The organism is Amylibacter sp. IMCC11727, assembly GCF_029854195.1.
GTDB lineage: Bacteria > Pseudomonadota > Alphaproteobacteria > Rhodobacterales > Rhodobacteraceae > Amylibacter.
The window spans coordinates 2,994,657-3,019,710 of the sequence record NZ_CP122960.1 but is presented as its reverse complement, the minus strand read 5'-3'; the positions used below and the strand labels follow the sequence as shown (position 1 = coordinate 3,019,710).

The window sequence follows — 25,054 nt, the reverse complement described above, 5'->3', positions numbered from 1 at the left end:
GTCATGGGATCGTCACCGTTTGTGTGACTTGCAGGGGTTTGCCGTCCACTTGGATCACGCCGTGACTGTTGGCGTTGAGTTCGACCATGATGGTGTGTTCGCCAGCAGGCAGCCCCGTGATGTGGAACCAGTTGCCGTATACGCGAGACAGTTTTTTGCCGTTGGCATAAACATGGGCGTGGCCTGCGCCTGTGATGTTGGCTTGGTTCACGGTTTCTGGGCTGAAGGTGAAATTCGTGGTTTGAATTTCGAGGTTCAGGCCAGACATCGTGTCCTTGTGCAGCACCATCGCGAGCGTGGGGGCATTGGGGCCAGCGGGGACATTCACTGGGGAATGATCCATGCCGCCGTGATCCATATTTGCGTGATCCACCGCTGCCCCGCCGCCCGCGTGTTCCGCATGGTCATGGCCATCGAAGGTCACCCCGAGCGATCCCGCCCAGATGAATCCGATGCCCGTGCCAAAGAACAAGCCGATGAACAGGAATGCGATGGGGTTGCGCATTGTTAGGCCTCTTTGTTCCAGAAGTAGCCGACGAGACCACCGAGAATGACCCAAGCGACAAGACCCGTGCCAAGTGCGCGCGCGGCAAAGTGAGCAGCGATTTCCGGTGGTACAGGGCCCACCAACAGATCAGGTTGCGGTGCGCCGATAATGTGGGGCACCGCAAGCGCAGCTGCGCCGATGATCCATGACACGGCGCTTTGGCCAAAGGCGATAAGCCAGAGGCCGAGGCCTGTGGCAAAGAGCGTGCCAAACCACCAAACTTGGCGTGGGGCAACATCTGCTGCACCTGCGCCTGGAAGTTCTGGGGGCAAGCCCATGGCTGGGGCGAGTTGCACCGCGACAAAACCTGCAACGCCCCAGATGAGGCCTGTGCGCGGTGTAATGTCGTGGCCGCGATCTGCTGCAAATGCGACAGCAGCCACGAGCAGGAAGGCATAGCCTGTGTAGATCAGCGCGGTGAACACGACGCTCAGCATATCGCGTATCGGATCAATGCCTGGCCACGGAGCGTGGGCCGCCGTGCCAGCGCCCGAAGCGCCAAAGTGCGTAAGGTCGCCGCCTTCAAACAGTTCGGCGTGCAGCAAGAGGGGTTGTACGAGGAGGAATTGGAGGATCGCGGCAAGGACGCCTGCGATAAAGCCCGCAAACAGGGCGGTCGTGATGATCCGTGTGAGCATTTCAAAGCCTAACATACGCAGTTGGCCCGAACGCAAGGATGCGATCCGGCTGTGCCAACTGAAGTGTATTGAACGCACTGCGGTTCAGCAGCGCAGGAGATTTAGTGGCAAGGAAAGCCGGTTGCGTGACGCACATCGTGTGCTGCGTCGTGCAAGGCTGCTGCTTGAACGTGACCTGTGATGGCGATGATACCCAAGCCAACAAACGCGGCGAATGCGATTACCATCATGTTTGTTTTTGACAGGCTTTGAGTTTGAACGGCTACTTTAGCTTCGTTTTTCATATCTTGGTCTCCTTCACTGCCACTCCCGACAGTATGGGTTAAGGTCTCTCGCTCGGCTGGTCTCCTGACTTGCGGCTCAACGCTTTGTCTGACCTTCCCGCGTTGCCGCAGTGGTATTTTCAGACATCGCTCGCCGCTTACAGTCGCGGGGGCGGTTGTGGATTTAGGCCCCTGATATCGGTCCGCCTGCACCACATTCCCAATTAATCCTCAACGCTTGGCGTTTGAATGAGGAACCTTGCACGATCTTTGTGCAATCAATTGGAGGCAGGCGCAAGAAGGATTCCGACATAGTGCGGGATTTTTACGGCGTGGGGGAAACGAGAAAAATTGCCGAAAACGCCAATATCTTGTGGATAACTCTGCTCATCAGGCTAAATGCAGGGGTTTTTGGTTGACTCATGGCCGATGGGCCAAGAATTTGGTCGATAACTAAGAATCAACAGGGCAGCGCGACTTGCAGTTTTCCAAAATTCGTCTCACGGGCTTCAAAAGCTTTGTGGATCCGACCGAGTTGGTGATCTCGGACGGGCTGACGGGTGTTGTGGGGCCTAATGGTTGCGGGAAGTCGAATCTGCTCGAAGCGTTGCGTTGGGTCATGGGGGAAAACCGCCCCACAGCCATGCGCGGTGGTGGCATGGAAGACGTAATTTTTGCGGGGGCAGCCACGCGCCCTGCACGCAATTACGCAGAAGTTGCCTTGCAGTTGGACAACAGCGACCGGCTGGCCCCTGCGGCGTTTAATGATCAGGACACGCTAGAGGTAATTCGGCGCATCACGCGCGATGCGGGGTCTGCCTATAAAACCAACGGCAAAGACACCCGTGCGCGCGATGTGCAGATGTTGTTTGCAGATGCGTCCACTGGCGCACATTCCCCTGCATTGGTGCGCCAAGGGCAGATTTCGGAACTGATCAACGCGAAGCCCAAAAACCGCCGTCGCGTGTTGGAAGAAGCGGCGGGGATCAGTGGTTTGTATCAGCGTCGCCATGAGGCGGAGTTGAAGCTGAACGGGGCGGAAACCAACCTTGCCCGTGTCGATGATGTGATTGAACAGCTGGATAGTCAGTTGAACACGTTGGCGCGGCAAGCACGGCAGGCGGCGCGGTATCGGTCTATCCTTGATGAATTGCGGCAGTCCGAAGGATTGTTGTTGTATCGTCGTTGGCGCGAGGCGGATTTGGCGCTGGCCGCAGCGATTGAGCAGTTGACGGCTGCGACCAAGCTGGCGGCATCTGGTCAGGGCGGCGCGGCACAGGCGGCAAAGTTGCGCATGGATTTGGAAGGCAAAGTGCCTCCGTTGCGCGAAGAAGAAGCCGTTGCGGGTGCGATTGTACAGCGGTTGCGTGTGGAGCGGGATGCGCTGGGGGATCAGGAAAATCGGGCGCGGGCGGCGATTGATACGTTGCGCGGTCGGATTGAACAGCTGGGCAAAGACATCGAACGTGAAAGCGGTTTGAACCGTGATGCGGAAGAAACCATCAAACGGCTCGACTGGGAATTTGAGGCAATTGTAAAAGCCTCTGAAGGTCAGGATGAGCGGATCGAAGCGGCGGGGGCCGAAGCCCATGATGCCGCTGCTGTGATGCAAGAAAAAGAATCCGATTTGGATCGCCACAACGAAGACGTGGCGCGGTTGGCGGCACGGCACCAATCGGCGCATCGGATGTTGTCGGATGCGAAACAGGTTTTGGCGTCGCGTGCTGAGCAATCCGAAGCGGCGGCAGAGTCTGTGACCAAAGCGAAGGACGGTTTGGCGGAAGCTGAACAGCGTTTGGCCGAGGCCAGCACCACATACGGTGTAGCGCAGGAAGCCGCGTTAAAGGCGGAAACCACGCTTGGCGACATTGAGGCAAGACGTGCAGAGGAGCAATCCAAAGATTCAGAAGCACGGGCCGCCTTGTCCGAAGCAGAAGGTGAAGCCAACGCATTGAATGCCGAGGTTGCGGCGCTTGAGCGTGTGATCGCGCGGGACCAATCGGGCGGTGCGCAGGTTCTGGATGATGTGCGTGCCGATAAAGGGTATGAAGCGGCACTGGGCGCGGCATTGGCGGATGATTTGAAAGCGCCTGTTGTGGGTGCGGATGGAATTTCTGGCTGGGCGCAAATGCCGAGCTATTCTGGTGTGGCGGCGTTGCCCGCTGGGGCCGCGGCGCTGGGCGGGCATGTGACAGCCCCAGATGTTTTGGCACGGCGGTTGAGCCAGATTGGGGTTGTGGCGCGGGCCGACGGGGCGCGGTTGCAGGCGGATTTGCAGCCCGGTCAACGGTTGGTGTCCGTTGAAGGTGATCTGTGGCGCTGGGACGGGTTTCGCGCAGGGGCAGATGATGCGCCAAGTGCGGCGGCATTGCGTTTGCAGCAGGTGAACCGATTGGAAGACCTGCGCGGGGCGCACAGTGTTGCGGCAGATGCAGCGGCCAAGGCGCGGGCGGATTTCGATGCAGTCCATGCGGCCCTGCAAGCCACGATTGCGGCCGATCAAGAAGCGCGGCGTGCGCGTAAGGTAGCGGATGAAGCAGCGACAGCCGCGACACGGGCCATGAGCCGTGCCGAGGCGGATCGCGATATGTTGTCTGGCAAGGTTGAAACGCAAACTCTGGCAGAAACACGGTTGCGCGAAGAAACACTGGCGGCTTCGGCCACAGTGAAAGAAGCGGAAACAGCGGTGCGCGATCTGGGTGATCTTGACGCGGCACGCGAAACCGCCGAAGCGTTGAAGGTGGCGGTAGAAGCCGCGCGTATGACGATGCTGACGAAACGGTCGCTTTACGATGAGCAACGTCGTGACGGCGAAGCGCGAACCAAACGGCGTCAGGAAATCACCAAAGAAGTGTCTGGGTGGCGGCATCGGTTGGAAACAGCCGAGGCGCGGATTGCAGAACTGGCTTCGCGCAAAGAGGCGTCTGAGGTGGAGTTGAAAGATGCCACCGCTGCGCCTGAAGAAATTCTTGCCAAGCGCGAAGAGTTGGGCCGCGAAATTGAAAAGGCCGAGGCGCGGTTGAAAGATGCGTCCGATGCGTTGGCCGTTGCAGAAACCAACCTGCGCCAAGCCGAGCAGGGCGAGCGGGACGCAGAGCGCGCGGCATCTGAGGCGCGAGAAGCACGGGCACGAGCGGATGCGGTGGCAGATGCGGCGCGGGTGCAGGTGGAAACGGCGGCGGATCGTATTCGCGAAGAGCTGGAATGTTCACCTGAGAAGCTGCTGGAAACTTTGCAAGCAGACCCAGAGGATATGCCCCCTGCACAGGCCATTGAAAATGATGTTGCACGGTTGCGTCGCCAGCGTGATGCGCTCGGTGCAGTAAACCTGCGGGCCGAAGAAGACGCGAAGGAAGTGACCGAAGAACGCGATGCGCTGGTCACGGAGAAATCTGATCTGGAAGAAGCGATCAAGGCGTTGCGCACGGGGATTGCCAGCCTGAACAAAGAAGGGCGCGAGCGGTTGTTGGCGGCGTTCGATGAGGTGAATTCGAATTTTGCCACGTTGTTTAAGCATTTGTTTGGTGGCGGTGATGCGAACCTTGTTCTGGTGGAAAGCGATGATCCGCTGGAAGCTGGGCTTGAGATTATGTGCCAGCCACCTGGTAAGAAATTGTCGACGTTGAGCCTGTTGTCAGGTGGGGAGCAAACGTTGACCGCGCTGTCGTTGATTTTTGCGGTGTTCTTGGCCAATCCATCACCGGTCTGTGTGCTGGACGAGGTGGATGCGCCGCTCGATGATGCGAACGTGACGCGGTTCTGTGATCTGCTGGATGAAATGACGCGCCGCACGGACACGCGGTTCCTGATTATCACGCACCATGCGGTGACTATGGCGCGGATGGACCGCTTGTTCGGTGTGACCATGGCAGAGTTGGGCGTGAGCCAATTGGTGAGTGTGGACCTGACCCAAGCCGAACAGATGGTGGGCTAGAACCAACCTAAGGCTTGATCGTGGGGGCGGAATGGATTCTAAACGGATCAACCGCAAAGGAGCCCTATCATTTTCACCACGAAACCCCTGACAGACGTTGTGACGGATCACTGGGATGTGGTGATCGCTGGGTCGAGCTTTGCTGCGATGTTTTTCCTGCGCGAGTTGCCCGAAAACCTGCGGGTGCTGGTGTTGGAAAAGGGGCAGGTGCAACCCCATGCGGATCAGTTGAAGCGCAATATTCAAGTTGAAGAAGATATTCCCGTTGAGAACACGTCTGGGTATTTGAAGCATTGGAAGGCGCATACGGTGTTTGGGGGCAATTCCAATTGGAGGTGGGCGGCATCGCCACGGTTTCACCCAAACGACTTTGCATTGCAAAGCCGATATGGTGTGGGGATGGATTGGCCGTTGAGCTATGCCGAGTTGGAGCCGCTTTATGGGGAAGTGGAAGCGGTGATGGAGGTGGCTGGCGGTGGGACAGATCACATTTTGCCGCGTTCTGGGCCGTTTCCGTTTGAACCTCATGTCCTGAGCCGCAGTGATGTGGCACTGCAGCGCCATTCACGCAATTGGGTGCCTCATCCGACGGCGCGGGCCAATGGGGGCACGCGGCCGCAATGCTGTGCCAACGGCATTTGTAACCTGTGCCCTGTGGATGCGAAATTTTCGATCCTGAACGGGCTGAGCCATTTTGAACGGGACAGTGTGACCCTTGTGGTTGGGGCCGAGGTGCGTTCCATTGATATCACCAACGGTGTGGCCAGCGGTGTCGTGGTGCGAAGCGCGGATGGGGTGGAGCATACTATTTCGGCGGACATGGTGGCCCTTGGGACGAACGCCATTTTCAATGCTGCGATATTGATGCGCAGTGGTGTGAAGAACGCGGCGTTGGGGCGGTATCTGCATGAGCAGGTGGCCGTGGTTGCGATGATTGATACGGGGCCCGGGGAAGGGAACTTCTTTGGCGGGACGTCGATCACAGGGCATGGTTATGATTTATATGACGGAGATCACCGCAAAACCCATGGGGCGGTTTTGATGGAAAACCACAACGCGCCTGCGCCGATCCGCCCTGTAAAAGGACGTTGGGCAGAACGCGTGAAGATAAAGCTGATTGCCGAAGACCTGCCGCAAGCGGATAACCGTGTGGTGCTAAAAGATGGAGACGCCGCGACCGTGTGGCAGGGGCATTCCAAATATGCGTTTGATGCGCTGGATTGGGCGGTGGAGCGATTGCCCGATGTGGTGCCGTTCCAAATTGAAGCGATGAATGTGAGTGCGCGTTTGATTTCCGAAGATCACATTCAGGGGACCCATCGCATGGGAGATGATCCTGAAACCAGCGTGACGGATGCGGATATGCGGCTGCATTCGGTGCGCAATGTGTTTGCACTGGGTGCGGGGGCATTTCCATCTGGACCGCCCGCCAATCCAACATTGACGTTATCGGCGTTGTCGATGCGGGCAGGACGGAGCGTTTAAATGCAGATGTCACGGCGCATGGTATTAATTGCTGGAACAGCGGTTGTTGGGGCTGTTGGTTTTGGTGTGTTTTCGCGCAAGCCCAAAGGGTTTGTGGAACTGGGACGCGCTGCATTAGCAGAGGTTTATGGCGATGCGGGGCGTAGTGCAGAGGCGGAAGCGTTTTTGGCGGATGCGGATGCGTTTTTGCGCGTTGAAACCAAGCTGGATACGCCGTTAACGCTGTATTTTCTGGATACAAATTTCGGGCTTGAGGCCGGCTATTCAGCGCAAGACTGGGTGGCGCAGTTCATGATTCACCGCTTTGCCATGTCTACCAATGTGATCGCGGCGCAGGAAACGGGTGATCCGATTGAATACGTTGAGTTCTTTGATCCGCTTGCAGCGCCCTGCACCAATCAGCTGGGTGCGTTTTACGCGCCCTAGAGTTTTTGCAAAAGCTGTTTGGTCGGCCATGCGTCGGCGGGCATACCAAGGCGGGCCTGTTCGGCCTGAACGGCGGCGCGGGTTCTGGCCCCTAAGATGCCGTCGATTTTGCCCACATCATATCCGCGTGCAGCCAGTTTGCGTTGCAGGGATTTCATCTGACTGTCGGTCAGGGATGGGTCTGGATTGCCTTCAATGAATCGAGGAGCGCCTGCGATCCGCGTGGCGAAATAGGCAGCTGTGGTCACGTAGACGAAGGATTTGTTCCACTCAAAGTACACTTTGAAATTTGGCAGTGCGAGGAAGGCTGGACCTTTGCGCCCTTGTGGCAAAAGAACAGAAGCTTGCAATGCGCCGTTTGGCATGTCGCCCCGCGCCTTAACTCCGCGTGCGGCCCATTCGGATACGGTCATGGATTTATCAAGGCCAGTTTGAGACCAATCAAGATCGCTTGGAACGGTGATTTCCACAAGCCACGGTTCATTGGCCCGCCAGCCGTGGCCAGCGATGACATTTGCCCCAGACATTAGCGCATCGGGTGCGGAGGTTTTCAGCGAAACCTGCCCATCACCGTCGCCATCAACGCCGCGCGTAATGATATCGCCTGGCAGCATTTGCACCATGCCGATTTCACCAGCCCAAGCGCCTGTAGTTTTGGTGGGTGAAAAATCACCACGTTTGTAAAGTTCGAGCGCGGCAAAAATATGCGGGCGGAACAATTCGGGGCGGCGGCAATCATGGCTGAGCGTAAGCAGTGCGTTCAGTGTGTTGAAGTTGCCTTGAAACGCACCGTAATCCGTTTCGAGCGCCCAAAACGCAAGCATCACGGCAGGATCAACGCCGTAGGTGTTTTGCACTTTGGTCAGGGTTTTGTTGTATTTTTTGCGGTTTGCTTTGCCTTTGGACAGGCGGCTGGCGCTGATGACCCGTTGGGCAAATTGGGTGAAGTTGAGTTTGAACACACCTTGCGAGCGATCCGCCTTAAGCACCTTTTGATCTATGCGAGCGTTAGCCAGAAATTTATCCACTGTGCCCGCTGCGGTGCCGTTTGAAACGGCTTCGGATTTTACACCCTTGAGGAAGGAACTGAACGATCCACCGCAGGATTGTGCCTGTGCTTGGGTTGCGCCGAGCAAAAGAATGGCTGCGGTCAAAAGTGGTTTCATGTGAAAGTCCCTAAACGATCTGAAAAGTCATTTGATTTAAAAGCATACCAAGAGAACGGGCCGCAAGGTCTATTGCTTCACAAGGATGTGGGCGGAGGATTACCAGACGTGTGTGATGGGCGCAGCGGTTGGTTGATAGCCTGTGCGTTCAGCTGTGATCAGCTGGCTTTCTGCAATGGTGAGTGATGGGCGTGCGGCTGTGCCAAAATGGGACGGGTTGCTGCGCAGTTCAGGGAAGAGATCAAACACTTCGTTGCGCGCGGCATCTGTGAGCCCGTTGATTGATGTTTTGCCAGGATGAAAACTTTCGGTTTGGCAGCCGTTGGCAAAGATCACTTGGTGGGTGTCAAACAGCAGGTGGATATATTCAACTGATGTGACGCTGCGATCAATGATGATGTCGTTGCCGTTTACCAAGCCCTTTGCAGGGGCGAGCGTTTCGGCGTGCCCAAATAGGGATTCCGCAATGCGGTCTTTTACGAGCATGCGATGTTGGGGGGACACCCACATGTCGTTGGCGGGCAGGTTGTTGCCAAAGGCTCCAGCGGAGATTTTGACAGGGCGGAAATGATCGCAAGCGTGGAGGCGTGCGCCTGACAAATGTTTGGAACCAATCCAGCGGATGGGCTGCATGCCGTTGTCTGCGGTTAGGACCAGATCGCCAACGGCCAGAGTTTCAACGGGCACGTCCCCTGTTGGGGTTGTAATCATGACGCCTGGCGGAAAGCAGATGATATCAAAGGTGGTGTTGAGCAGATCAAACCCATCAAGAAGATCGGTTTCCCCCGCCGTCGTGCCGCCTGTGCCACCATTGTATTCGCGGCCACCTTCATGTCCCCAGTTGGCTGGGTTGCCGACAGCGGCGAGGATTTCTGCTTTGGTTCCTGTGGAAATGCCGTTGTATTCCGCAAGATCCACAGTGTTGGAGTTGTTGCCTGTAATGTTCACAAGGCCCGTTGTGCTGGTCAGGCCCGGTGGAATGTCGGTGGAGCTGTTATTTGTGACGAGGCCTGAAATCACGTCTGGATCACCCGGATCGCCTTGAAACAAGAACAGCTCTTCGTTGGTGATGCCATTGGATTGGCCGTCGATGTTCACCTCGCCCACTTCGACAGGTGCGCCGAATTGATTGGAATAGAGGTTATCGGGTGTGCCCGTGCGCCATGTGCTGCCGTTTTGTTCAGAAAAGATAATGGTTTGGCCCGATGGAATGCCCCCTGTGGGGACAGTCCATTCGATGTAATTGGCTTCATCCGTGAAATCGCCGTTGGCGCTGTCCCAATCAGATGTGGTGATGCGCACAACCTCGCCTTCGTCGAGATCCCGTGTGGCCAGCACCGCAAAACGGTCCCAACTTTCGGAATCATAACCAATAAAGACAATATCCCCTTGAGCGAGCGCCATGGTGTTCCCCTACGAATACAATTGAGCAGCTTAGCAGTGGTTTTCAGATAGGAATTCATTCTGTCCATTCAAGAGGTGTCGCCGTGACTGTGCGGATTGGCGCTTGTCTTTCTGGGCTGAGGGGCAGAAAATGGCGCCAATACGTTTGAAAAGGAGAACGAAATGGGTTTGCGTATCAATGATGTGGTTCCGAATTTCACGGCTGAAACGGATCAAGGCACATATAAATTCCACGATTGGATTGGCGACAGTTGGGCGATTTTGTTTTCGCACCCCAAGGATTTCACACCTGTGTGTACAACAGAGTTTGGCGCTGTGGCGCAACTGGCAGATGAATGGGCTGCGCGTGGCACAAAGGTGATGGGCGTATCCGTGGACGGCGTGGCAGAGCACAAGAAGTGGAAAGTGGACATCGAATCCGTATCGGGCGCAGAGGCGGGTTTCCCGATCATTGCGGATGAGGGTTTGGAAGTGTCAAAGGCATTCGACATGTTGCCAGCCGAGGCGTACATGCCTGACGGGCGCACCCCTGCGGACAGCGCCACAGTGCGATCTGTGTTCATCATCGGGCCAGACAAACAGTTGAAACTGTCGATGACTTATCCAATGACGGTGGGCCGCAACTTTGCCGAAATTTTGCGCGCACTGGATGCGTTGCAAACATCCGCAAAACACGGTGTTGCGACCGGTGCAAACTGGACCACGGGCGAAGATGTGATCATTCCGCCTACGGTTTCAAACGAAGACGCGACAGCGAAGTTTGGCGAATTTGAAACGGTTCTGCCTTATCTGCGTAAGACAAAATTGCCGAGCTGATCGCCGTGCCATTTTAAGATTAAACGCGCCCACTGTGGCGCGTTTTTTTATGGGCTGGAAGATTTGTTTTGGATTTGTGCTGCGGTTTGGTTGGATCAATGGGCTGAAGGTTGTGGAAGATGTGCCTAGAAAATTAACTTTGTTCTGCGACCCTAAGCATCTTATACCGAAAGGAAGAATGATAAGAGGTAGAGCATGATTACGCCTGTGTTGCTGTGCGGAGGGTCGGGTACACGTTTGTGGCCCTTGTCGCGCAAAAGCTATCCCAAACAGTTTGCCCCGTTGGTGGGAGAAGAAAGCCTGTTTCAAGCCAGCGCAAAACGCGTGTCTGGCGAAGGGTTTGCAGCGCCGATTGTGCTGACCAATTCGGATTTTCGGTTCATTGTGACAGAACAATTGACCAGTGCTGGCATTGATCCTGGTGCAATTTTGATCGAACCCGAAGGGCGTAACACGGCCCCTGCGATTTTGGCGGCGGCGCTGTTTTTGAATGCGCAAAACGAAAATGCGCTGATGTTGGTGGCGCCAAGTGATCATGTGGTTCCAGATGCGGCGGCGTTTCGGGCGGCTGTTCGCGCAGGTGTGGCGCGGGCCGAAGCTGGAGATTTGGTAACCTTCGGGATTGCGCCCACCCATGCAGAAACGGGGTACGGATATTTGGAGTTGGACGGCGCCCCTGTGTCAGGTGATGCGGTCGCGCTGCGCCGATTTGTGGAAAAGCCAGATGCGGATGCGGCGCAGGCCATGCTCGACGCGGGGAATTATCTGTGGAATGCAGGGATATTCCTGTTTTCGGCTAAGGCGATTGTGGATGCGTTTCGCGCCCACGCCAGCGGGTTGATTGATCCTGTTGGTCGGTCATTGGCCGATGCAAAGGTTGATTTAGGGTTCTTGCGATTGAACCCTGACGCTTGGGCACAGGCGGATGATATTTCAATTGATTACGCAGTGATGGAACACGCACAGAATATTGCGGCTGTGCCTTTTTCGGCCAAATGGTCCGATCTGGGGGGCTGGGACGCGGTATGGGCCGAAGGTGGACCAGACGCGGATGGGGTGGTGACGAACGGCCCCGCGAGCGCGATTGAATGCACCAACAGTTTGCTGCGGTCCGAATCCGAGAATCTGGAATTGGTGGGCATTGGGCTGGATAATATTATTGCCGTGGCCATGCCAGATGCGGTTTTGGTGGCGGACAAACGCCGCGGGCAAGATGTTAAATTGGCGGTTCAAGCGCTAAAGGATAAAGAGGCGGTGCAGGCCACGCAATTTCCTCGTGACCACCGCCCGTGGGGATGCTTTGACAGCCTTGCCAACGGATCGCGGTTTCAGGTGAAACGGATTGTGGTGAACCCCGGCGCGGCGCTGAGCTTGCAAAGCCACGTCCACCGCGCGGAACATTGGATCGTTGTCGAAGGGACAGCGAAAGTAACCATTGATGAGGATGTGCAATTGGTTGGGGAGAACCAGTCAGTTTACATCCCGCTTGGCGCTGTTCATCGTTTGGAAAACCCAGGCAAAGTGCCGATGGTTTTGATCGAGGTGCAGACGGGCTCTTACCTGGGTGAAGATGATATCGTGCGCTACGAAGATGTGTACGCGCGGGATTGATTTGGGTGGTTTGCGCGGGTGAACCCGCGCCCTGATGTTCAATGCAAATAAAGGTGCAGGCCGCGCCAAAGGGAGAGCGCGACCTGCGGGCTGGCGTGTTAGTTCCAGTGGGTGTGGCGTTTGTGATACCGATGCGTGTGGATACGGCCGCCATGACGATGGCGTTTGTAAAAGCTACGCCGCTTGGACACATGCTTGTGCCGCTGTGCTTTGTGTCGGTTGGTGTAAACGTATTGATTTTCGGCGCGGTCTTGTTGGCTGTCAGCGATGACTTTGCCAATGATCAATCCGCCGACAAGTCCCAGCGCAACATCTTTGCCATCCGCCTGAGCCATTGGAGCGGTGAGAGAGAGAGCTGTCGCGCCAATAATCACGGGGCGGATCAGAGTTTTTACCAGTGTCATATTCAGTTCCTTTCCAAGAAAGTTTTGTTGAAATCAGTAAACGTGAATCATGTTCACGTTTCAAATAACGATAAGACACGGTTTTGGGATGAGGGCGTGATTGAACAGTTTTAATGCGGGTGTTGAGTGTCTTTATTCGGGTGCGTTTCGCGAAACGTGCACCTTGTATTTCGCGAAACGCTTGGGGTGTGGTTAGAATTTAAAGCGCACACCGACGTTAACGCGCAGATTGTCCACGTCTTCGGTCACTGTGCCCGTGGACGCGCCTGCGCCGTTCAACCGAGAGGAGGACACGTTGAATGCACGGGAATATCGTGCGTCAAAGGTGAGGTCCATTTGCTCTGACAGTTCATAAGATGTGCCAGCAATCAGCTGTGCGGCAAAAGCTTGATCGCTGTCAGAAATACGAACGTTTGGACCATAGACGAGATCATTGTCGACGAATGCGACACCAGCGCCAAAGCCTGCGTATGGGGTCCATTTCGTTGAGGTCTTGAAATCGAACAGAACGTTGGCAAACAGGTTCGTGGTGGAAATACTGCCAGATGTGTTTGGTTCAAACCCTACACCATTTCCAGAAAAGTCGATCGCATCCACGTTTGCGCGGCTGTAGGACAATTCGATTTCCGCACGGGTGTTGATTTTACTGTTCGACCACGCGCCGATGTTTTTACCAACAGCAATACCGAAGTTATAGCCCGACCCGAATTCTGTGGCCACAGTTTGCGGGGCACCGCCAATCGTTCCAGAAAAGGAAAGATCAGGCGCATTGGTGTATCCACCAAAGACATGACCATAGAATTTAGGTGCGTTTGAATGGCCGTCTGCGAAAGCCGCAGAAGACACCAACAAGGCGCCGAGGGTGAGAGCGGTTGTTTTGAATGTATTCATTTCCGAGTTCCTTATTTTTGGTAAATTCGGTCTAGGAAGCGGTGGTTTTTGGAACAAGCCAACGAAAATTCACACGGTTTAACGTTTCGGTTTCCAAAGCGGAGTGCGTCGTGAAAAGGCAACAGATTCCACAGTAAAAATGGTGTTAAGTCTTTGAAATTAAAGCGCACAATTTGTTGTGGCGGCTGTGAGATTTGAAAATGAATAATTCTGGATGCGCTGTTTTTGAGCCATGATGTAAAAAAGGCCCCGCAAAATGCGAGGCCTTTCTGAATTTTGTGTGGCCCCAGATCAGGTCTGGGGCGGGGGAGCGATTACTCTTCGTTTGTGATTTCTTCGCCAGTTTCCTGATCGACCACTTTCATGGACAGGCGCACCTTGCCACGATCGTCAAAGCCCATCAGTTTCACCTTAACGGATTGACCTTCGGACACGACGTCTTTTGGGTGACCAACGCGCTCATTTGCCATTTGGGATACGTGTACAAGACCGTCCCGTTTGCCAAAGAAGTTCACGAATGCACCGAAGTCCATCACTTTCACGACTGTACCAGTGTAGATTGTGCCCACTTCTGGTTCAGCTGCGATGGACATGATCATTTCTTTTGCGGCTTCGATTTGTGCGCCGTTAGAAGAAGCGATCTTGATTGTGCCGTCGTCGTTGATGTCCACTTTCGCGCCAGATGTTTCCACGATTTCGCGGATCACTTTACCGCCAGAGCCGATGACTTCGCGGATTTTGTCTGGGTTGATGTTGATGGTTTCAATGCGTGGTGCATGCTCGGAGAAGGAACCTGTCTCGGACAGTGCTTTGTTCATTTCGCCAAGGATGTGCATACGGCCGTCTTTGGCCTGATCCAGCGCTTTTTCCATGATCTCGGTGGTGATGCCAGCAACTTTGATGTCCATTTGCAAGGACGTGATGCCGTTTTCTGTACCAGCCACTTTGAAGTCCATGTCGCCGAGGTGATCTTCGTCGCCGAGGATGTCTGTCAGCACGGCGTATTTGCCGTCGTCTTCAAGGATCAAGCCCATCGCAACACCAGCAACCGGTGCTTTCAATGGAACGCCTGCGTCCATCATGGACAAGGAGCCACCACAAACGGATGCCATAGAGGAGGAGCCGTTGGATTCTGTGATCTCGGACACAACACGAATTGTGTATGGGAAATCCGTTGGGGCAGGAAGAACCGCCTGCAACGCACGCCATGCCAGTTTACCGTGACCGATTTCACGGCGGCCAGGGCCCATCATACGACCACACTCGCCCACAGAGTAGGGAGGGAAGTTGTAATGCAGCAGGAAGTTGGAGCGGAACATGCCTTGCAGTGAATCGATCATCTGCTCGTCATCGCCTGTACCCAGTGTGGTTACAGCCAGCGCCTGTGTTTCGCCGCGTGTGAACAAGGCAGAGCCGTGTGTCCGTGGCAGAAGGCCAGTTTCACCAACGATACCGCGAACGGTAGTCAGATCACGACCGTCGATGCGCTTGCCTGTGTTGACGATATCGCCACGCACAACCGAGCTTTCCAGCTTTTTCATGGCGGTGGACAGGTTGCTGTCTTCGCGCTCTTCTTCGGACAAGGCTTCGATGATCGCGTCGCGGGCTGCGGAAACAGCGGCGGTGCGTTCTTGCTTGTCTGTGTTGCCGAATGCCGCACGCATGTCTGCTTCGCCGATTTTGGTGATTTTCGCCAAAATGTCGGAATAGTCAGGTGCTTGGAAGTCGAACGGCTCGTTCGCGCATTCTTCGGCCATGTCGATGATCAGGTCGATCACTGGCTGGATGCTTTCGTGCGCGAATTGAACGGCGCCAAGCATTTCTGCTTCGGACAGTTCGTAGGCTTCGGACTCAACCATCATTACGGCGTCTTTGGTGCCAGCCACAACAAGATCAAGGCGCTGTTCTGGGTTGTTGCGCAGCTCGTGCATGTCGTCCACGGATGGGTTCAACACGTATTCGCCATCCACAAAGCCAACGCGGCAGCCGCCGATTGGACCCATGAACGGTGCGCCAGACAGGGTAAGGGCCGCGGATGCGGCAATCATCGCCACCATGTCCGGGTCATTTTCCAGATCGTGGGACAGAACTGTCAGAGTGACTTGTGTTTCGTGCTTAAAGCCCGGAACAAACAGCGGGCGGATCGGACGGTCGATCAGGCGTGCTGTCAGTGTTTCTTTTTCTGTTGGGCGTGCTTCACGCTTAAAGAAACCGCCTGGGATTTTACCTGCGGCGTAGTATTTTTCTTGGTAGTTTACGGTCAGTGGGAAGAAATCCATTCCTGGCTTTTCTTTCTTCGCAAAGACAACAGCGGCCAAAACAGAAGTTTCACCCAAAGTGGCGATAACTGTGCTGTCGGCCTGACGGGCAATTTTACCCGTTTCCAAAGTGAGCGTTTCACCGCCCCATTCGATTGATTTTTTGACTTCGTCAAACATACTTTTTCCATTCTAGGCAAAGGGGCCTTCCCGCAGTGCCTTGTTGTGTTGGACGCCCCATTGCGTCCCGCCCCAGATCATCGTTTGCAGCGGCGGGGCCGTAACGCTGCATTTCAGATGACGCGCGTTTACAGGAGGTTGCGTCGAAAGGGAAGCGTTGCGTGCAGCACTGGGCGGAAGTGGCGCAACGTTGAGGCTGTTCTGACGTGTCAAACAGGGTTTTTCGCCGCTGGTAGGACGGCATAGATCAGCGATGGGATCAGGATAAGTAGCGCCATGCCGCCAAAAGCGTATTGATAGCTGGTTTCGGGCGGCAGTGTGTTGGTGGATTGGATGACGATGCCAAACAGGGTTTGAAACGCGGGGATCGCCGCCACGGCGACGATTGTATAAAGGCTCGACGCACGACCGATGGCAGCGTCTGGCACCACATCGCGCAACTGGGCGATCAGCGGGACGTAGAATTGTTGTGAGAAGATCATGACAAACAAAAGCGCAGCGGCCACATAAAGCGGCAGCGCGTCTGCCAGCGCCAAAGCAGCGAGACACAGAACAGAAATGGCCGAGGCGGTAAGGATCACCGTGTAACGTGAGATGTGGGTGTATTTGTCGATCAGGCCAAACACGGTTCCCGATGTCATAGTGGCCGCAAAAAACAGCATTTGAAATGCACCGGTTTCATTGAGCGACAGCCCGTGAACGGCTTTGAAATAGGGGCCGCCCCAAAGACCCGTGATGCAGGTGATGGGAGCCCATGTGACGATGGCCATCAACAGGATCGGGTGCAGGTTTTTGTTTTTCAACAGCGAAAAGAAACTGATTTTGGGCTGTGGAGCTGTGTCCGATTCCTTGGGTTCTTTTTGCGCGGTGGCAAAGACCATTGCAGCCAGACAGGCGGTGAAAATAGAAAGACCGATGAACACGTTGGTCCAGCCGAAACGATCAATGACAAAGGCCAGCGGATACGTGGCGGCGAGCCCGCCAATGCCACCAATCGTCACCATAAGACCGTTGAGAAAGCCAAATTGATCGGCATGGAAGTTTCGGGCCAGCAACATGTACATGCCAACACCGCCAACGGACAACCCCAAGCCCAAAACAAGGCGCGCAACCACAAGGCCGACAAAGGAGTTGGCGTAAATACAAGCGAGCGTGCCAAGGGCAAGGATCAGGAGGAACAGGCTAATAATGATACGCGGGCCGTATTTATCGAGCAGCGTGCCGATAAAGCCTTGGGCCACGATGTTCACAATGAAAATAACAGAAATCACAAAGCCAAGCTGATCCGCGCTGAGCGCAAATTGATCCTGCCAAACGGGGGCAACAACGGCCCCTGCGGCGCGGTGAAACTGCCCCATGCCAAACAGAAAGACACATGTGGTAAGAACGACCAGCGATTGCAGGCTGAGAGAAAGGCGATTGGGTGCCATTTGGAAACCTTAGCGGGTGGTTCTGGGGCGTGCAATGCGTTAGCTTTGGTGCAAACAAACGCACGAGCATCCCATGATCGATTTTCAAGATAAAACAGCGCAAGCCACAAAGGCGATGCGCGCTGTGTTTGAAGCCACTCCGTTACAACGCAACGATCATCTGTCCCAAAAGTTTGGCGCGGATATTTGGTTGAAACGTGAGGATCTGTCGCCCGTTCGATCCTATAAAATTCGTGGGGCGTTTAATGCGATCAGCAAGGTTTTGGCAAAGACCCCAAAGCAAAACCTGTTTGTTTGTGCCAGCGCGGGCAACCATGCGCAGGGTGTGGCGTTTGTGTGCAAACATTTTGGGGTGAAGGGCGTGATTTACATGCCCGTAACAACGCCGCAGCAAAAGATTATGAAGACCAAGGTTTTTGGCGGTGAGTTTGTTGAAATTGTACTGGTCGGTGATTTTTTCGACGACACATTGGCCGCGGCGCAAGAATTTTGCAAAGCTGAGGCAGGGCATTTCCTGTCGCCGTTTGATGATATGGATGTGATCGAGGGGCAATCCTCTGTCGCGTTGGAAATCGAAGCGCAATTGGGACGGATCCCAGATGTGATTGTGCTGCCTGTTGGGGGTGGTGGATTGTCCGCGGGAATCGTTTCCTATTTTGGGATGGACGCGCTGAACTATGTGTTTTGCGAGCCTCTTGGTGGGGCGAGCCTTGCAGCTGCGGTGGCCAATAAGGGGCCGCTGACGCTTGATACCGTGGACAGCTTTGTGGATGGGGCCGCTGTGGCGCGGATCGGCAGCCGCAATTTTGCGGCGCTGATGGATGTGACGCCAGATCAAGTGTTGGCCATTTCAGAGGATCGGCTTTGTACCACCATGATCGAAATGTTGAACGTGGAAGGCGTGGTTTTGGAACCCGCTGGCGCGTTGTCGGTGGATGCGCTGACGGATATTGCCGATCAAATCAAAGGAAAGACGGTTGTCTGTGTGTCCTCGGGTGGGAACTTTGATTTCGAACGTCTGCCCGAGGTAAAAGAACGGGCCCAGCGGTATTTAGGGCTAAAGCGGTATTTCATCCTGCGCCTGCCCCAACGGCCTGGTGCGCTGAAGGATTTTTTGGGCATGCTGGGACCAAACGACGATATTGCGCGGTTTGAATATCTTAAGAAATCAGCGCGGAATTTCGGGACGGTGTTTATCGGTATCGAAACAGATGATCGGGCCAATTTCGCAAAGCTTGAACAAACGGCGGCGACAGCTGGGTTTGGCTTGCGCGATATCACCGAAGATACGGCAATCGCGGACTTCTTGGTTTAGGGCGTTAAAAGCTGTGACACGGAATGAGTCATATAGCCATCGAACTGTTTCAAACCCTGTTGGGTCAGCACCTTTACGGTGTCGCGCACAGGGCTGGCCAAAGCGGCGTTCATGTCTTCCAAAGTCGCGTAATAAGAATTGAACTGCAAATAGATCGGCGGGGTTTCTGTACCCTGTTCAGTGATCTTTTCTAGCTCGACTTTTACGATGTTTGGATACTGCTGCATTGCCGCGATAACGGGTCCTGCCATATGGGCATCAAATGCGGGTTGGTGTTTGGCTGGAACCGTTCCGTAAAGCGTGGCGTGGCGAATAATCATAGCGGTCTGTTTGTGTGATTGAGGCAAAATAAAACCCACCCTTTTTGCAAAGAGTGGGTTTCAAAATTCAGATCAAAAGATCGCTTAGCGGCGGATGCCGAGACGCTTAATCAGGTCCTGATAGCGTGCTTCGTCTTTTGCTTTTGTGTAGTCGAGCAGTTTACGACGCTGGGCAACCATTTTCAAAAGGCCACGACGACCGTGGTTGTCTTTTTTGTGGGTTTTGAAATGCTCTGTCAGCGTTGAAATGCGGGATGTCAGGATCGCAACCTGTACTTCTGGGGAACCAGTGTCGCCCTCTTTGGTTGCGTATTCTTTCATCAAGCGTGCTTTTTCTTCAGCAGTAATCGACATCGGGGTCTCCTTCATGAGTTAGTGTTATGGCGCAGGCCGGGATGTCGTCCAGCAAGGCCCGTGGAGTATCTGCAATTCAGCAGATGGGGGTCTTTAGGCGAGAATCGTTTAAAAGGAAAGGGGAAATCCGCGTGACCATGGGCCCCGTCCTAGATCAGGTTTTTGCTATTAACCCTTTGTTTCTGATATCGCTGTATCCATGTCTAAGGGGTTGTAGGGCGTATTTCACGTGGCGTGGGTCTGCTGCGCTGTGAAAAGGATGGGCAGATGTTGGAAATAATTATTCTTTCGGTTTTGGGTTTCGCGGGAACCGCCATTGGAGGGTTGGTGGCGTCTGAGGATGAGCCATCGGAAAATACCGAAAGTGAAGCGGATGCGGTGTCGCAAGACACAGGGGGTGATCTGCTTGATATCCTAGACGATGACAGTGCCGATCAGGATTTGATGGCAGAGGATGACGGCACGCCAGAGGAAAGTTGGGGGGATGATCGCCTGACGGGGGGCGACGGAGATGACACGTTGTCTGGCGGTGCAGGGGATGATGTTTTGACGGATTGGTCGGGCAATAATCACATGTTTGGCGGTGATGGGGATGACACTTTGCGCGGCGGTTTTGAAGATGACGCGATCAGCCATTTACACGGGGGGGCTGGCGATGACTTGATTACTGACGGGGAGTCAGACGCGACCATCTTTGGGGGTGACGGCGAGGATGTGATCGTTTCTGGCCATGGCACTGGCGATGTGTTCGGCGGTGCGGGTGATGACGATATCGCAACAGGCATTGACACGGATGTGGTTCACGGCGACTCGGGGGATGACACTATCACCGCAATTGGCACGGACACCGAAGGGGAAGTGGATGAGGTTTATGGTGGCGAAGGCAACGATGAATTGCACATTCGCGGTGCCACCGAAGCCTATGGCGGCGAGGGGGAAGATACCTTCACCAGCTACTTTAACACTTGGGTAGAAGAAGCGCCGACAGTGATGGATTTTGATGCGGCTGAGGATCGTCTTGAAGTGGACATCTACAGCCATGAAGGTCGCCAAGAATTAGACGATTTTGACGTGGATGTGCAGGATTTTGAAGATGGCAGCGGCGCGTCTATCTTTGTGGACGGCGTGGAAGTGATGCGCATCCCGGGGGCACAGGGGCTCGATCTTGCGGATGTGCAATTAAACCTTGTGTAAGATGCGATGCCTTAACGCCCGCGTTTCAGGCCGATCATGTTTGAAATGAACAAAGTGCTCAAAACAACCGCTCCGCCGATCAAGGCATAAGGACCAGGGTTTTCGCCAACCACATACCAAACAAGCAACGGTGCGAGAACGGCCTCCAGCAACAGGAGCAAGGACACTTCGGATGCGGTGATGTAGCGTGGACCAAGCGACATAAGCGCCGTTCCCAATGGAACGAACATGCCCCCAAGAATGATCAAAAGGGTCAGATCGGTTTGCGACAGTGTGTCAAACCGCACAAACGGCACGCAAATCATCGCCGTCAGAGCATACCCGATGGCGGTTGCAGGAACCATGGACATGCTGCGCGACGCGCGTGCCGTGGTAAAGGCAAAGGCCAGCGTGGCTGCAGCGCCAAGGGCTATAGCATCGCCAAGTAGGGATGATTGCCCCCCTGAATGAGACCCCGCAGCGATAATCGCAATGCCGATCAGGGCAAAGATAGTGGTCCAAATCATGCGCGGCGAAAACCGTTCCCCCAAAAAGGCCCAACTGGCGAGCGCAGCAAAAACAGGGGATGTGCTAACAATGAACAATGCGTTGGCCACGGATGTTAGGCGCAAACCATAGATGAAGCAAAAAGTGGAAATGCACAAAAGCACACCGTATTGCAGGCCCGAGCGCCCCAAGTTTTTATAGGCTTGCAGGGTGTTTGAACCGTGCCGAAACAGGGTGAACAGGCCGATCATCAAGCCTGCCAAACCGCAGCGCACAAACATGAATGTCAGCCCATCCGTTTCCACAAGACGCACGATCAAACTGTCGGGGATGACAGACAAAACGCCAATGCTGGTGAGGATCAGGCCTTTGGCTTGGTCGTTCATTTCTGACCAAACAGGATTTTGCGTTCCGCATCGGTATGAGGGCGGCTTGGGCGTTTGTCTTTGCCAAGACTGACACCGCGTTGCACGGCAGGGCGGTCTTTGACGCGGGCGCGCCACGCAATGACGTTTGGAAATTCGTCTAGGCTGAGCCCCATGGCCTTGCCGATAAGCACCCAAGGCCAACACATCATATCCGCGATGGAATAGTCATCTACGATGTAATCCCGCCCTTCAAGACGGCGCTCCAACACGCCCAAACAGCGCGTGTATTCGCCAGCGTATCGTTTGGCGGCATAGCCGCCTTTTTCGCTGTCAGGGGCGTAGTTGTGAAAATGGCTGTGTTGCCCCGCCATGGGCCCTTGGTTGCCCGTTTGCCAGAACAACCATTCCAGTGTTTCTTTGCGCTTCACTGGGTCCTCGGACAGGAATTGCCCCGTTTTTTCTGCTAGATACCACATGATTGCACCGCTTTCGAATACGGACACGGGATCGCCAGTTACGTCATGATCCACAATGGCGGGCATGCGGTTGTTTGGGCTGATCGCGAGGAATTCTGGAGTGAACTGTTCGCCCTTGCCGATGTGGAGCATGTGGGTGGAGTAGGGGATGCCCAACTCTTCGAGCAGGATAGAGATTTTCCAACCGTTGGGAGTTGGCCAATAGTAAAAATCAAGTGGTTTGGTCATGCGCTGTCCCCCAGTTTGATCAGCCCTTCGGCGGCGAGTGTGGCGATATCTGTTTGAGATAGTCCTGCTTCGGCCAAGAGTTCGGCTGTGTGTTCCCCTAAGGCTGGCGGTGGAATGCGCACGGATGTGGGCGTTTCCGAAAACCGTGGCGCTGGGCGGGCTTGGCGCAGGCGACCCGCAGTGGGGTGTTCATATTCCATGATGGTATCATTGGCCTGCACCTGCGGATGAACGCGCATTTCGCGGCGATGCAAAACGGGGGCGCAGGGGACATCTTCTGCTTCGAGCCGTGCGAGCCAGTCTTCGGTGGTGCGGGTGCGCAAAACCTCTTGGGTCAGGTTAAGGCGTTCGTCGATGTTTTTGCCGCGCAAAGCCGCCGTTTTGAACCGTGGGTCGTCGACCAGTTCGGGCATGTCAAAGGCGCGGGACAGGTTGGCCCATTCTTTGTTGGATTGCACCGCAACCGAGATATAGCCATCGGCGGTTTCATAGATCAGGTCGATAAAGCTTTGGGCGTTTTCTTGGGTAAATTCATTGCCAACAAACGTGTGCCCGCCCATGTCGGAGCCCCAAAGAAACGAGATAACAGTGTCGAGCATAGACAGTTGAATATGCTGCCCTGTGCCTGTGCGTTCGCGGTGAAACAAGGCGGCGGAAATGGCCTGTGATGCGGCAAATCCCGTCAGTTTGTCGGGTAGGATTGTGCGCACCAATCGAGGGCGGTTTTGATCCGATCCTGCCTGCACCGTTGTTAGGCCTGAAAGAGCCTGAACCAGCGGGTCATAGACGGGTTTTTGCGCATAGGGGCCTGTTTCGCCAAAGCCTGAAATCGACACGTAAATGATATCGTCTTTGAGTGCGCGACAGGCCGTTTCGCCAACGCCGATACGATCGGCGACACCAGGGCGAAAGTTCTGCACGATCACATCTGCCGTTTTCACAAGTGCTTGAAACGCTGCAAGGCAACGGTCGTCCTTGAGGTTAAGCGTAAGCGAACGTTTGTTGCGGTTGTTGTTCACAAAAGACGCGGACATGCCAGCACGACGAGTGGACACCATGCGGGTGTGATCGCCAGTTTCAGGGGTTTCGATTTTGATTACATCCGCCCCTTGATCCGCGAGGATCATAGTGGTGGTGGGCCCCGAAATCATCGAGGTGAGGTCGAGAATGCGAATGCCTTCGAACAGGGATGTCATTGGGCTGCCTTTTGGTTTCGTTTGCGGCAGTTCAAAGCAATTGATCTGGATTGGCAAGGGCCGCGCGGATCACCGTGACGTCAGAACGATTTCGATCCAGCCGTTTTGTGTTGCATCAGAAAATGGCTGAGCGTTTACCAAGCCGTTTGCTGAAACTTGTGATCCAGTAAATTTGCCGATTGCGATCAGTTCTTGTGCCACTGACAGGGCGCGATTTTGGCTGAGGAACCATGCCTCGCCCGAATTGCCAGTGCCATAGCTGTCGACACGGATCATCCAATCGATGCCTTCGGGGACACGGTTTGTTGCGTCTTTCAAAATCGCGGCGATCTCATTCAGGCGAACGCCATTAGCATTTTGCAGCTTTGCCGAGCTTGCTGAAAACAATGCAGAGGCAGGCAGGATAACGCGATCCGTGGCCGTGCTTGTATCCGCTGCAGGGGCCGAAGCGATCATCAATTCGCGCATGCTGGCGTTCAGGTTCGCGATAATTGCTGCGGACTGGACCGCGCGGGTTTTCTGATCGCCGCGCAGTGTTTTCGTTGCGGTTTCAAACGCATTGCGGGCACGATCCACATCGGATTGCAGATCAGCAAGCGTGTTGGCGGCTGCGGCCTGTTGCGCGGTGAAATCCTGCATTGTCAGAGATTCATTTTGCAGGATCGCTTGTTGCGCTTCGAGTTGGTCTTGGGCGATGGACAGTTCTTGTTCAATACCTTCGATCAATTCGTTGCGCGCCGCAATTTCTGCGTTCCGCTTTTTCTGATGGGCCTTGAAGGCGGCATCGGCGGCTGCGAATTTTTCATAAGCGTTGGTTTCGGCCTGTTTGGCGTTGGCCAGCTGTTCATCTGCTTTGAGCAAACGTTCACCCACTTCGATTTGGCGTTTGCGTGTGGCGGCAAGGGCGGCTTTGGCGGCTTGTTCTGATTTGCTGGCGTTTTCGGCTTGGGCCACAGCGTCTTGGAAGAATTCGGATTCCAAATCCGTTTCAGAACCACCATCACCTTCGGAAATGGCCTGTTGTGCGGATTTAACGGCTTCAACCAGGACTTCTGCGGCACTGACTGCGGCCTGGGCTGCCGCAGCGGCGTTTTTCAACTGATCCACCGTGGAGCGCAACTTTTCATGTTCGTTTTTCATCGCTGAAATGCTGGATTGCAGATCCTCGGAAGAGGAGATGACGGTGTTAAGTTCGGTCTGGCTCTGGATTAGAGCTGTGGACAGTTCATCACCCTGTGGGTCCGCGTCAGATGTGTCCACGCGCGAAAGGCGTTTTTTGGCACTGGCAACTTTGACAACTGCGCTGCTGAGCCCGTCTTTTGCGGCATCAATTTTCGCTTGCTGCGCGTTTGCTTTTTCAGTGAGCGATTGTGTTTCCGTTTCGAATTCGGATTTCTTCGCAAGGGCGGCGTTCAACGCGTCCCGCTTGCTTTGCCAATCAGAGACAAGCGCATTGTATTCGGCAATTGGAGCAGGGGATAGGCTGACTGATTGGGCGATTGCGCTGTTTGGGGCGGCAAGCGCCAGAGTGAGAGCCAAAACGGAAGGCGTGAGCAAGGAGATTTTCAGCTGATTAAAACGATGTGTCACGCGACCAATTCCACCCTGTTACTAGTGTTGGGGTTTTAGGACGCAGATGCGTTTTGGCCTGCGCGTGATCAATT

At 54.8% G+C, this 25,054-nt stretch carries 22 protein-coding genes and 1 riboswitch; of the genes, 7 read left to right on the top strand and 15 right to left on the bottom strand.

From position 1 onward, the window contains the following. Position 1: 1 nt before the first annotated feature. The 3 genes from QBD29_RS15115 to QBD29_RS15105 form a co-directional block, all read right to left on the bottom strand. Complete coding sequence (locus QBD29_RS15115) at positions 2 to 505, bottom strand: hypothetical protein (protein ID WP_280098916.1); 504 nt, start codon at positions 503 to 505, stop codon at positions 2 to 4. Positions 506 to 507: 2 nt separating this feature from the next. After that, entirely contained in the window at positions 508 to 1,185 is a 678-nt protein-coding gene (locus tag QBD29_RS15110; RefSeq protein ID WP_280098915.1) for a CbtA family protein, read from the bottom strand. 101 nt (positions 1,186 to 1,286) lie between these two features. Further along, positions 1,287 to 1,469: a CbtB-domain containing protein gene (locus tag QBD29_RS15105; protein ID WP_280098914.1), complete on the bottom strand. Its 183-nt coding sequence runs from the start codon at positions 1,467 to 1,469 to the stop codon at positions 1,287 to 1,289. A gap of 36 nt (positions 1,470 to 1,505) precedes the next feature. Next, positions 1,506 to 1,725, bottom strand: a riboswitch (cobalamin riboswitch). A gap of 201 nt (positions 1,726 to 1,926) precedes the next feature. On the opposite strand from QBD29_RS15105, the gene smc reads away from it, so the two are divergent. The 3 genes from smc (at position 1,927) to QBD29_RS15090 (ending at position 7,293) form a co-directional block, all read left to right on the top strand. Next, entirely contained in the window at positions 1,927 to 5,382 is a 3,456-nt protein-coding gene (smc, locus tag QBD29_RS15100; protein WP_280098913.1) for a chromosome segregation protein SMC, read from the top strand. 99 nt (positions 5,383 to 5,481) lie between these two features. Beyond that, positions 5,482 to 6,867: a GMC family oxidoreductase gene (locus QBD29_RS15095; protein WP_280098912.1), complete on the top strand. Its 1,386-nt coding sequence runs from the start codon at positions 5,482 to 5,484 to the stop codon at positions 6,865 to 6,867. Continuing rightward, the gene (locus QBD29_RS15090) at positions 6,868 to 7,293 is read left to right on the top strand and encodes a hypothetical protein (RefSeq protein WP_280098911.1); all 426 of its coding nucleotides are present in this window, start codon (positions 6,868 to 6,870) and stop codon (positions 7,291 to 7,293) included. Here QBD29_RS15090 and QBD29_RS15085 read toward each other — a convergent pair. Both QBD29_RS15085 and QBD29_RS15080 read right to left on the bottom strand, forming a co-directional pair. After that, positions 7,290 to 8,459 carry a lytic murein transglycosylase gene (locus QBD29_RS15085; RefSeq protein ID WP_280098910.1) on the bottom strand — a complete coding sequence of 390 codons (1,170 nt, stop codon included), beginning with the start codon at positions 8,457 to 8,459 and terminating at the stop codon, positions 7,290 to 7,292. The two genes, QBD29_RS15090 and QBD29_RS15085, sit on opposite strands and share 4 nt — an antisense overlap. A gap of 99 nt (positions 8,460 to 8,558) precedes the next feature. Beyond that, positions 8,559 to 9,863, bottom strand: a complete 1,305-nt coding sequence (locus QBD29_RS15080) for a Hint domain-containing protein (protein ID WP_280098909.1) — start codon at positions 9,861 to 9,863, stop codon at positions 8,559 to 8,561. Between the two features lie 162 nt (positions 9,864 to 10,025). Here QBD29_RS15080 and QBD29_RS15075 point away from each other — a divergent pair, with 162 nt between their 5' ends. After that, positions 10,026 to 10,679, top strand: coding sequence for a peroxiredoxin (locus QBD29_RS15075; RefSeq protein ID WP_280098908.1), 654 nt, complete (start codon positions 10,026 to 10,028; stop codon positions 10,677 to 10,679). Between the two features lie 195 nt (positions 10,680 to 10,874). After that, positions 10,875 to 12,290: a mannose-1-phosphate guanylyltransferase/mannose-6-phosphate isomerase gene (locus tag QBD29_RS15070; protein ID WP_280098907.1), complete on the top strand. Its 1,416-nt coding sequence runs from the start codon at positions 10,875 to 10,877 to the stop codon at positions 12,288 to 12,290. Between the two features lie 98 nt (positions 12,291 to 12,388). Here QBD29_RS15070 and QBD29_RS15065 read toward each other — a convergent pair whose 3' ends face one another. The 4 genes from QBD29_RS15065 to QBD29_RS15050 form a co-directional block, all read right to left on the bottom strand. After that, on the bottom strand, positions 12,389 to 12,694 hold the full coding sequence (locus QBD29_RS15065; RefSeq protein ID WP_280098906.1) for a hypothetical protein: 306 nt from the start codon (positions 12,692 to 12,694) through the stop codon (positions 12,389 to 12,391). Between the two features lie 192 nt (positions 12,695 to 12,886). Beyond that, a complete protein-coding gene (locus QBD29_RS15060; RefSeq protein ID WP_280098905.1) occupies positions 12,887 to 13,585 on the bottom strand; it encodes an outer membrane beta-barrel protein in 699 nt (232 codons plus the stop codon). 314 nt (positions 13,586 to 13,899) lie between these two features. After that, on the bottom strand, positions 13,900 to 16,023 hold the full coding sequence (gene pnp / locus QBD29_RS15055) for a polyribonucleotide nucleotidyltransferase (protein WP_280098904.1): 2,124 nt from the start codon (positions 16,021 to 16,023) through the stop codon (positions 13,900 to 13,902). Between the two features lie 209 nt (positions 16,024 to 16,232). Further along, the gene (locus QBD29_RS15050) at positions 16,233 to 17,453 is read right to left on the bottom strand and encodes an MFS transporter (RefSeq protein WP_280098903.1); all 1,221 of its coding nucleotides are present in this window, start codon (positions 17,451 to 17,453) and stop codon (positions 16,233 to 16,235) included. A 73-nt stretch (positions 17,454 to 17,526) separates the two neighbouring features. Here QBD29_RS15050 and ilvA point away from each other — a divergent pair, with 73 nt between their 5' ends. Next, positions 17,527 to 18,768 (top strand): threonine ammonia-lyase IlvA, encoded by a 1,242-nt coding sequence (ilvA, locus tag QBD29_RS15045; RefSeq protein ID WP_280098902.1) that lies wholly within the window; start codon positions 17,527 to 17,529, stop codon positions 18,766 to 18,768. Here ilvA and QBD29_RS15040 read toward each other — a convergent pair. Together QBD29_RS15040 and rpsO are read right to left on the bottom strand one after the other, a co-directional pair. After that, positions 18,765 to 19,088 carry a hypothetical protein gene (locus tag QBD29_RS15040; RefSeq protein ID WP_280098901.1) on the bottom strand — a complete coding sequence of 108 codons (324 nt, stop codon included), beginning with the start codon at positions 19,086 to 19,088 and terminating at the stop codon, positions 18,765 to 18,767. The two genes, ilvA and QBD29_RS15040, sit on opposite strands and share 4 nt — an antisense overlap. Positions 19,089 to 19,172: 84 nt before the next feature. Continuing rightward, positions 19,173 to 19,442, bottom strand: coding sequence for a 30S ribosomal protein S15 (gene rpsO, locus QBD29_RS15035; protein ID WP_280098900.1), 270 nt, complete (start codon positions 19,440 to 19,442; stop codon positions 19,173 to 19,175). Positions 19,443 to 19,709: 267 nt separating this feature from the next. On the opposite strand from rpsO, the gene QBD29_RS15030 reads away from it, so the two are divergent. Further along, the gene (locus QBD29_RS15030; protein ID WP_280098899.1) at positions 19,710 to 20,636 is read left to right on the top strand and encodes a calcium-binding protein; all 927 of its coding nucleotides are present in this window, start codon (positions 19,710 to 19,712) and stop codon (positions 20,634 to 20,636) included. 11 nt (positions 20,637 to 20,647) lie between these two features. Here QBD29_RS15030 and QBD29_RS15025 read toward each other — a convergent pair whose 3' ends face one another. From QBD29_RS15025 to QBD29_RS15010, 4 genes are all read right to left on the bottom strand, one after another. Continuing rightward, positions 20,648 to 21,508, bottom strand: coding sequence for a DMT family transporter (locus tag QBD29_RS15025; protein ID WP_280098898.1), 861 nt, complete (start codon positions 21,506 to 21,508; stop codon positions 20,648 to 20,650). Next, positions 21,505 to 22,194: a glutathione S-transferase N-terminal domain-containing protein gene (locus tag QBD29_RS15020; RefSeq protein WP_280098897.1), complete on the bottom strand. Its 690-nt coding sequence runs from the start codon at positions 22,192 to 22,194 to the stop codon at positions 21,505 to 21,507. Before QBD29_RS15020 ends, QBD29_RS15025 begins: the two co-directional genes overlap by 4 nt. Then, a complete protein-coding gene (locus QBD29_RS15015) occupies positions 22,191 to 23,390 on the bottom strand; it encodes a CoA transferase (RefSeq protein WP_280098896.1) in 1,200 nt (399 codons plus the stop codon). The genes QBD29_RS15020 and QBD29_RS15015 overlap by 4 nt, the downstream gene beginning before the upstream one ends. A 69-nt stretch (positions 23,391 to 23,459) precedes the next feature. Beyond that, positions 23,460 to 24,980 carry an OmpA family protein gene (locus tag QBD29_RS15010; protein ID WP_280098895.1) on the bottom strand — a complete coding sequence of 507 codons (1,521 nt, stop codon included), beginning with the start codon at positions 24,978 to 24,980 and terminating at the stop codon, positions 23,460 to 23,462. Between the last annotated feature and the right edge of the window lie 74 nt (positions 24,981 to 25,054).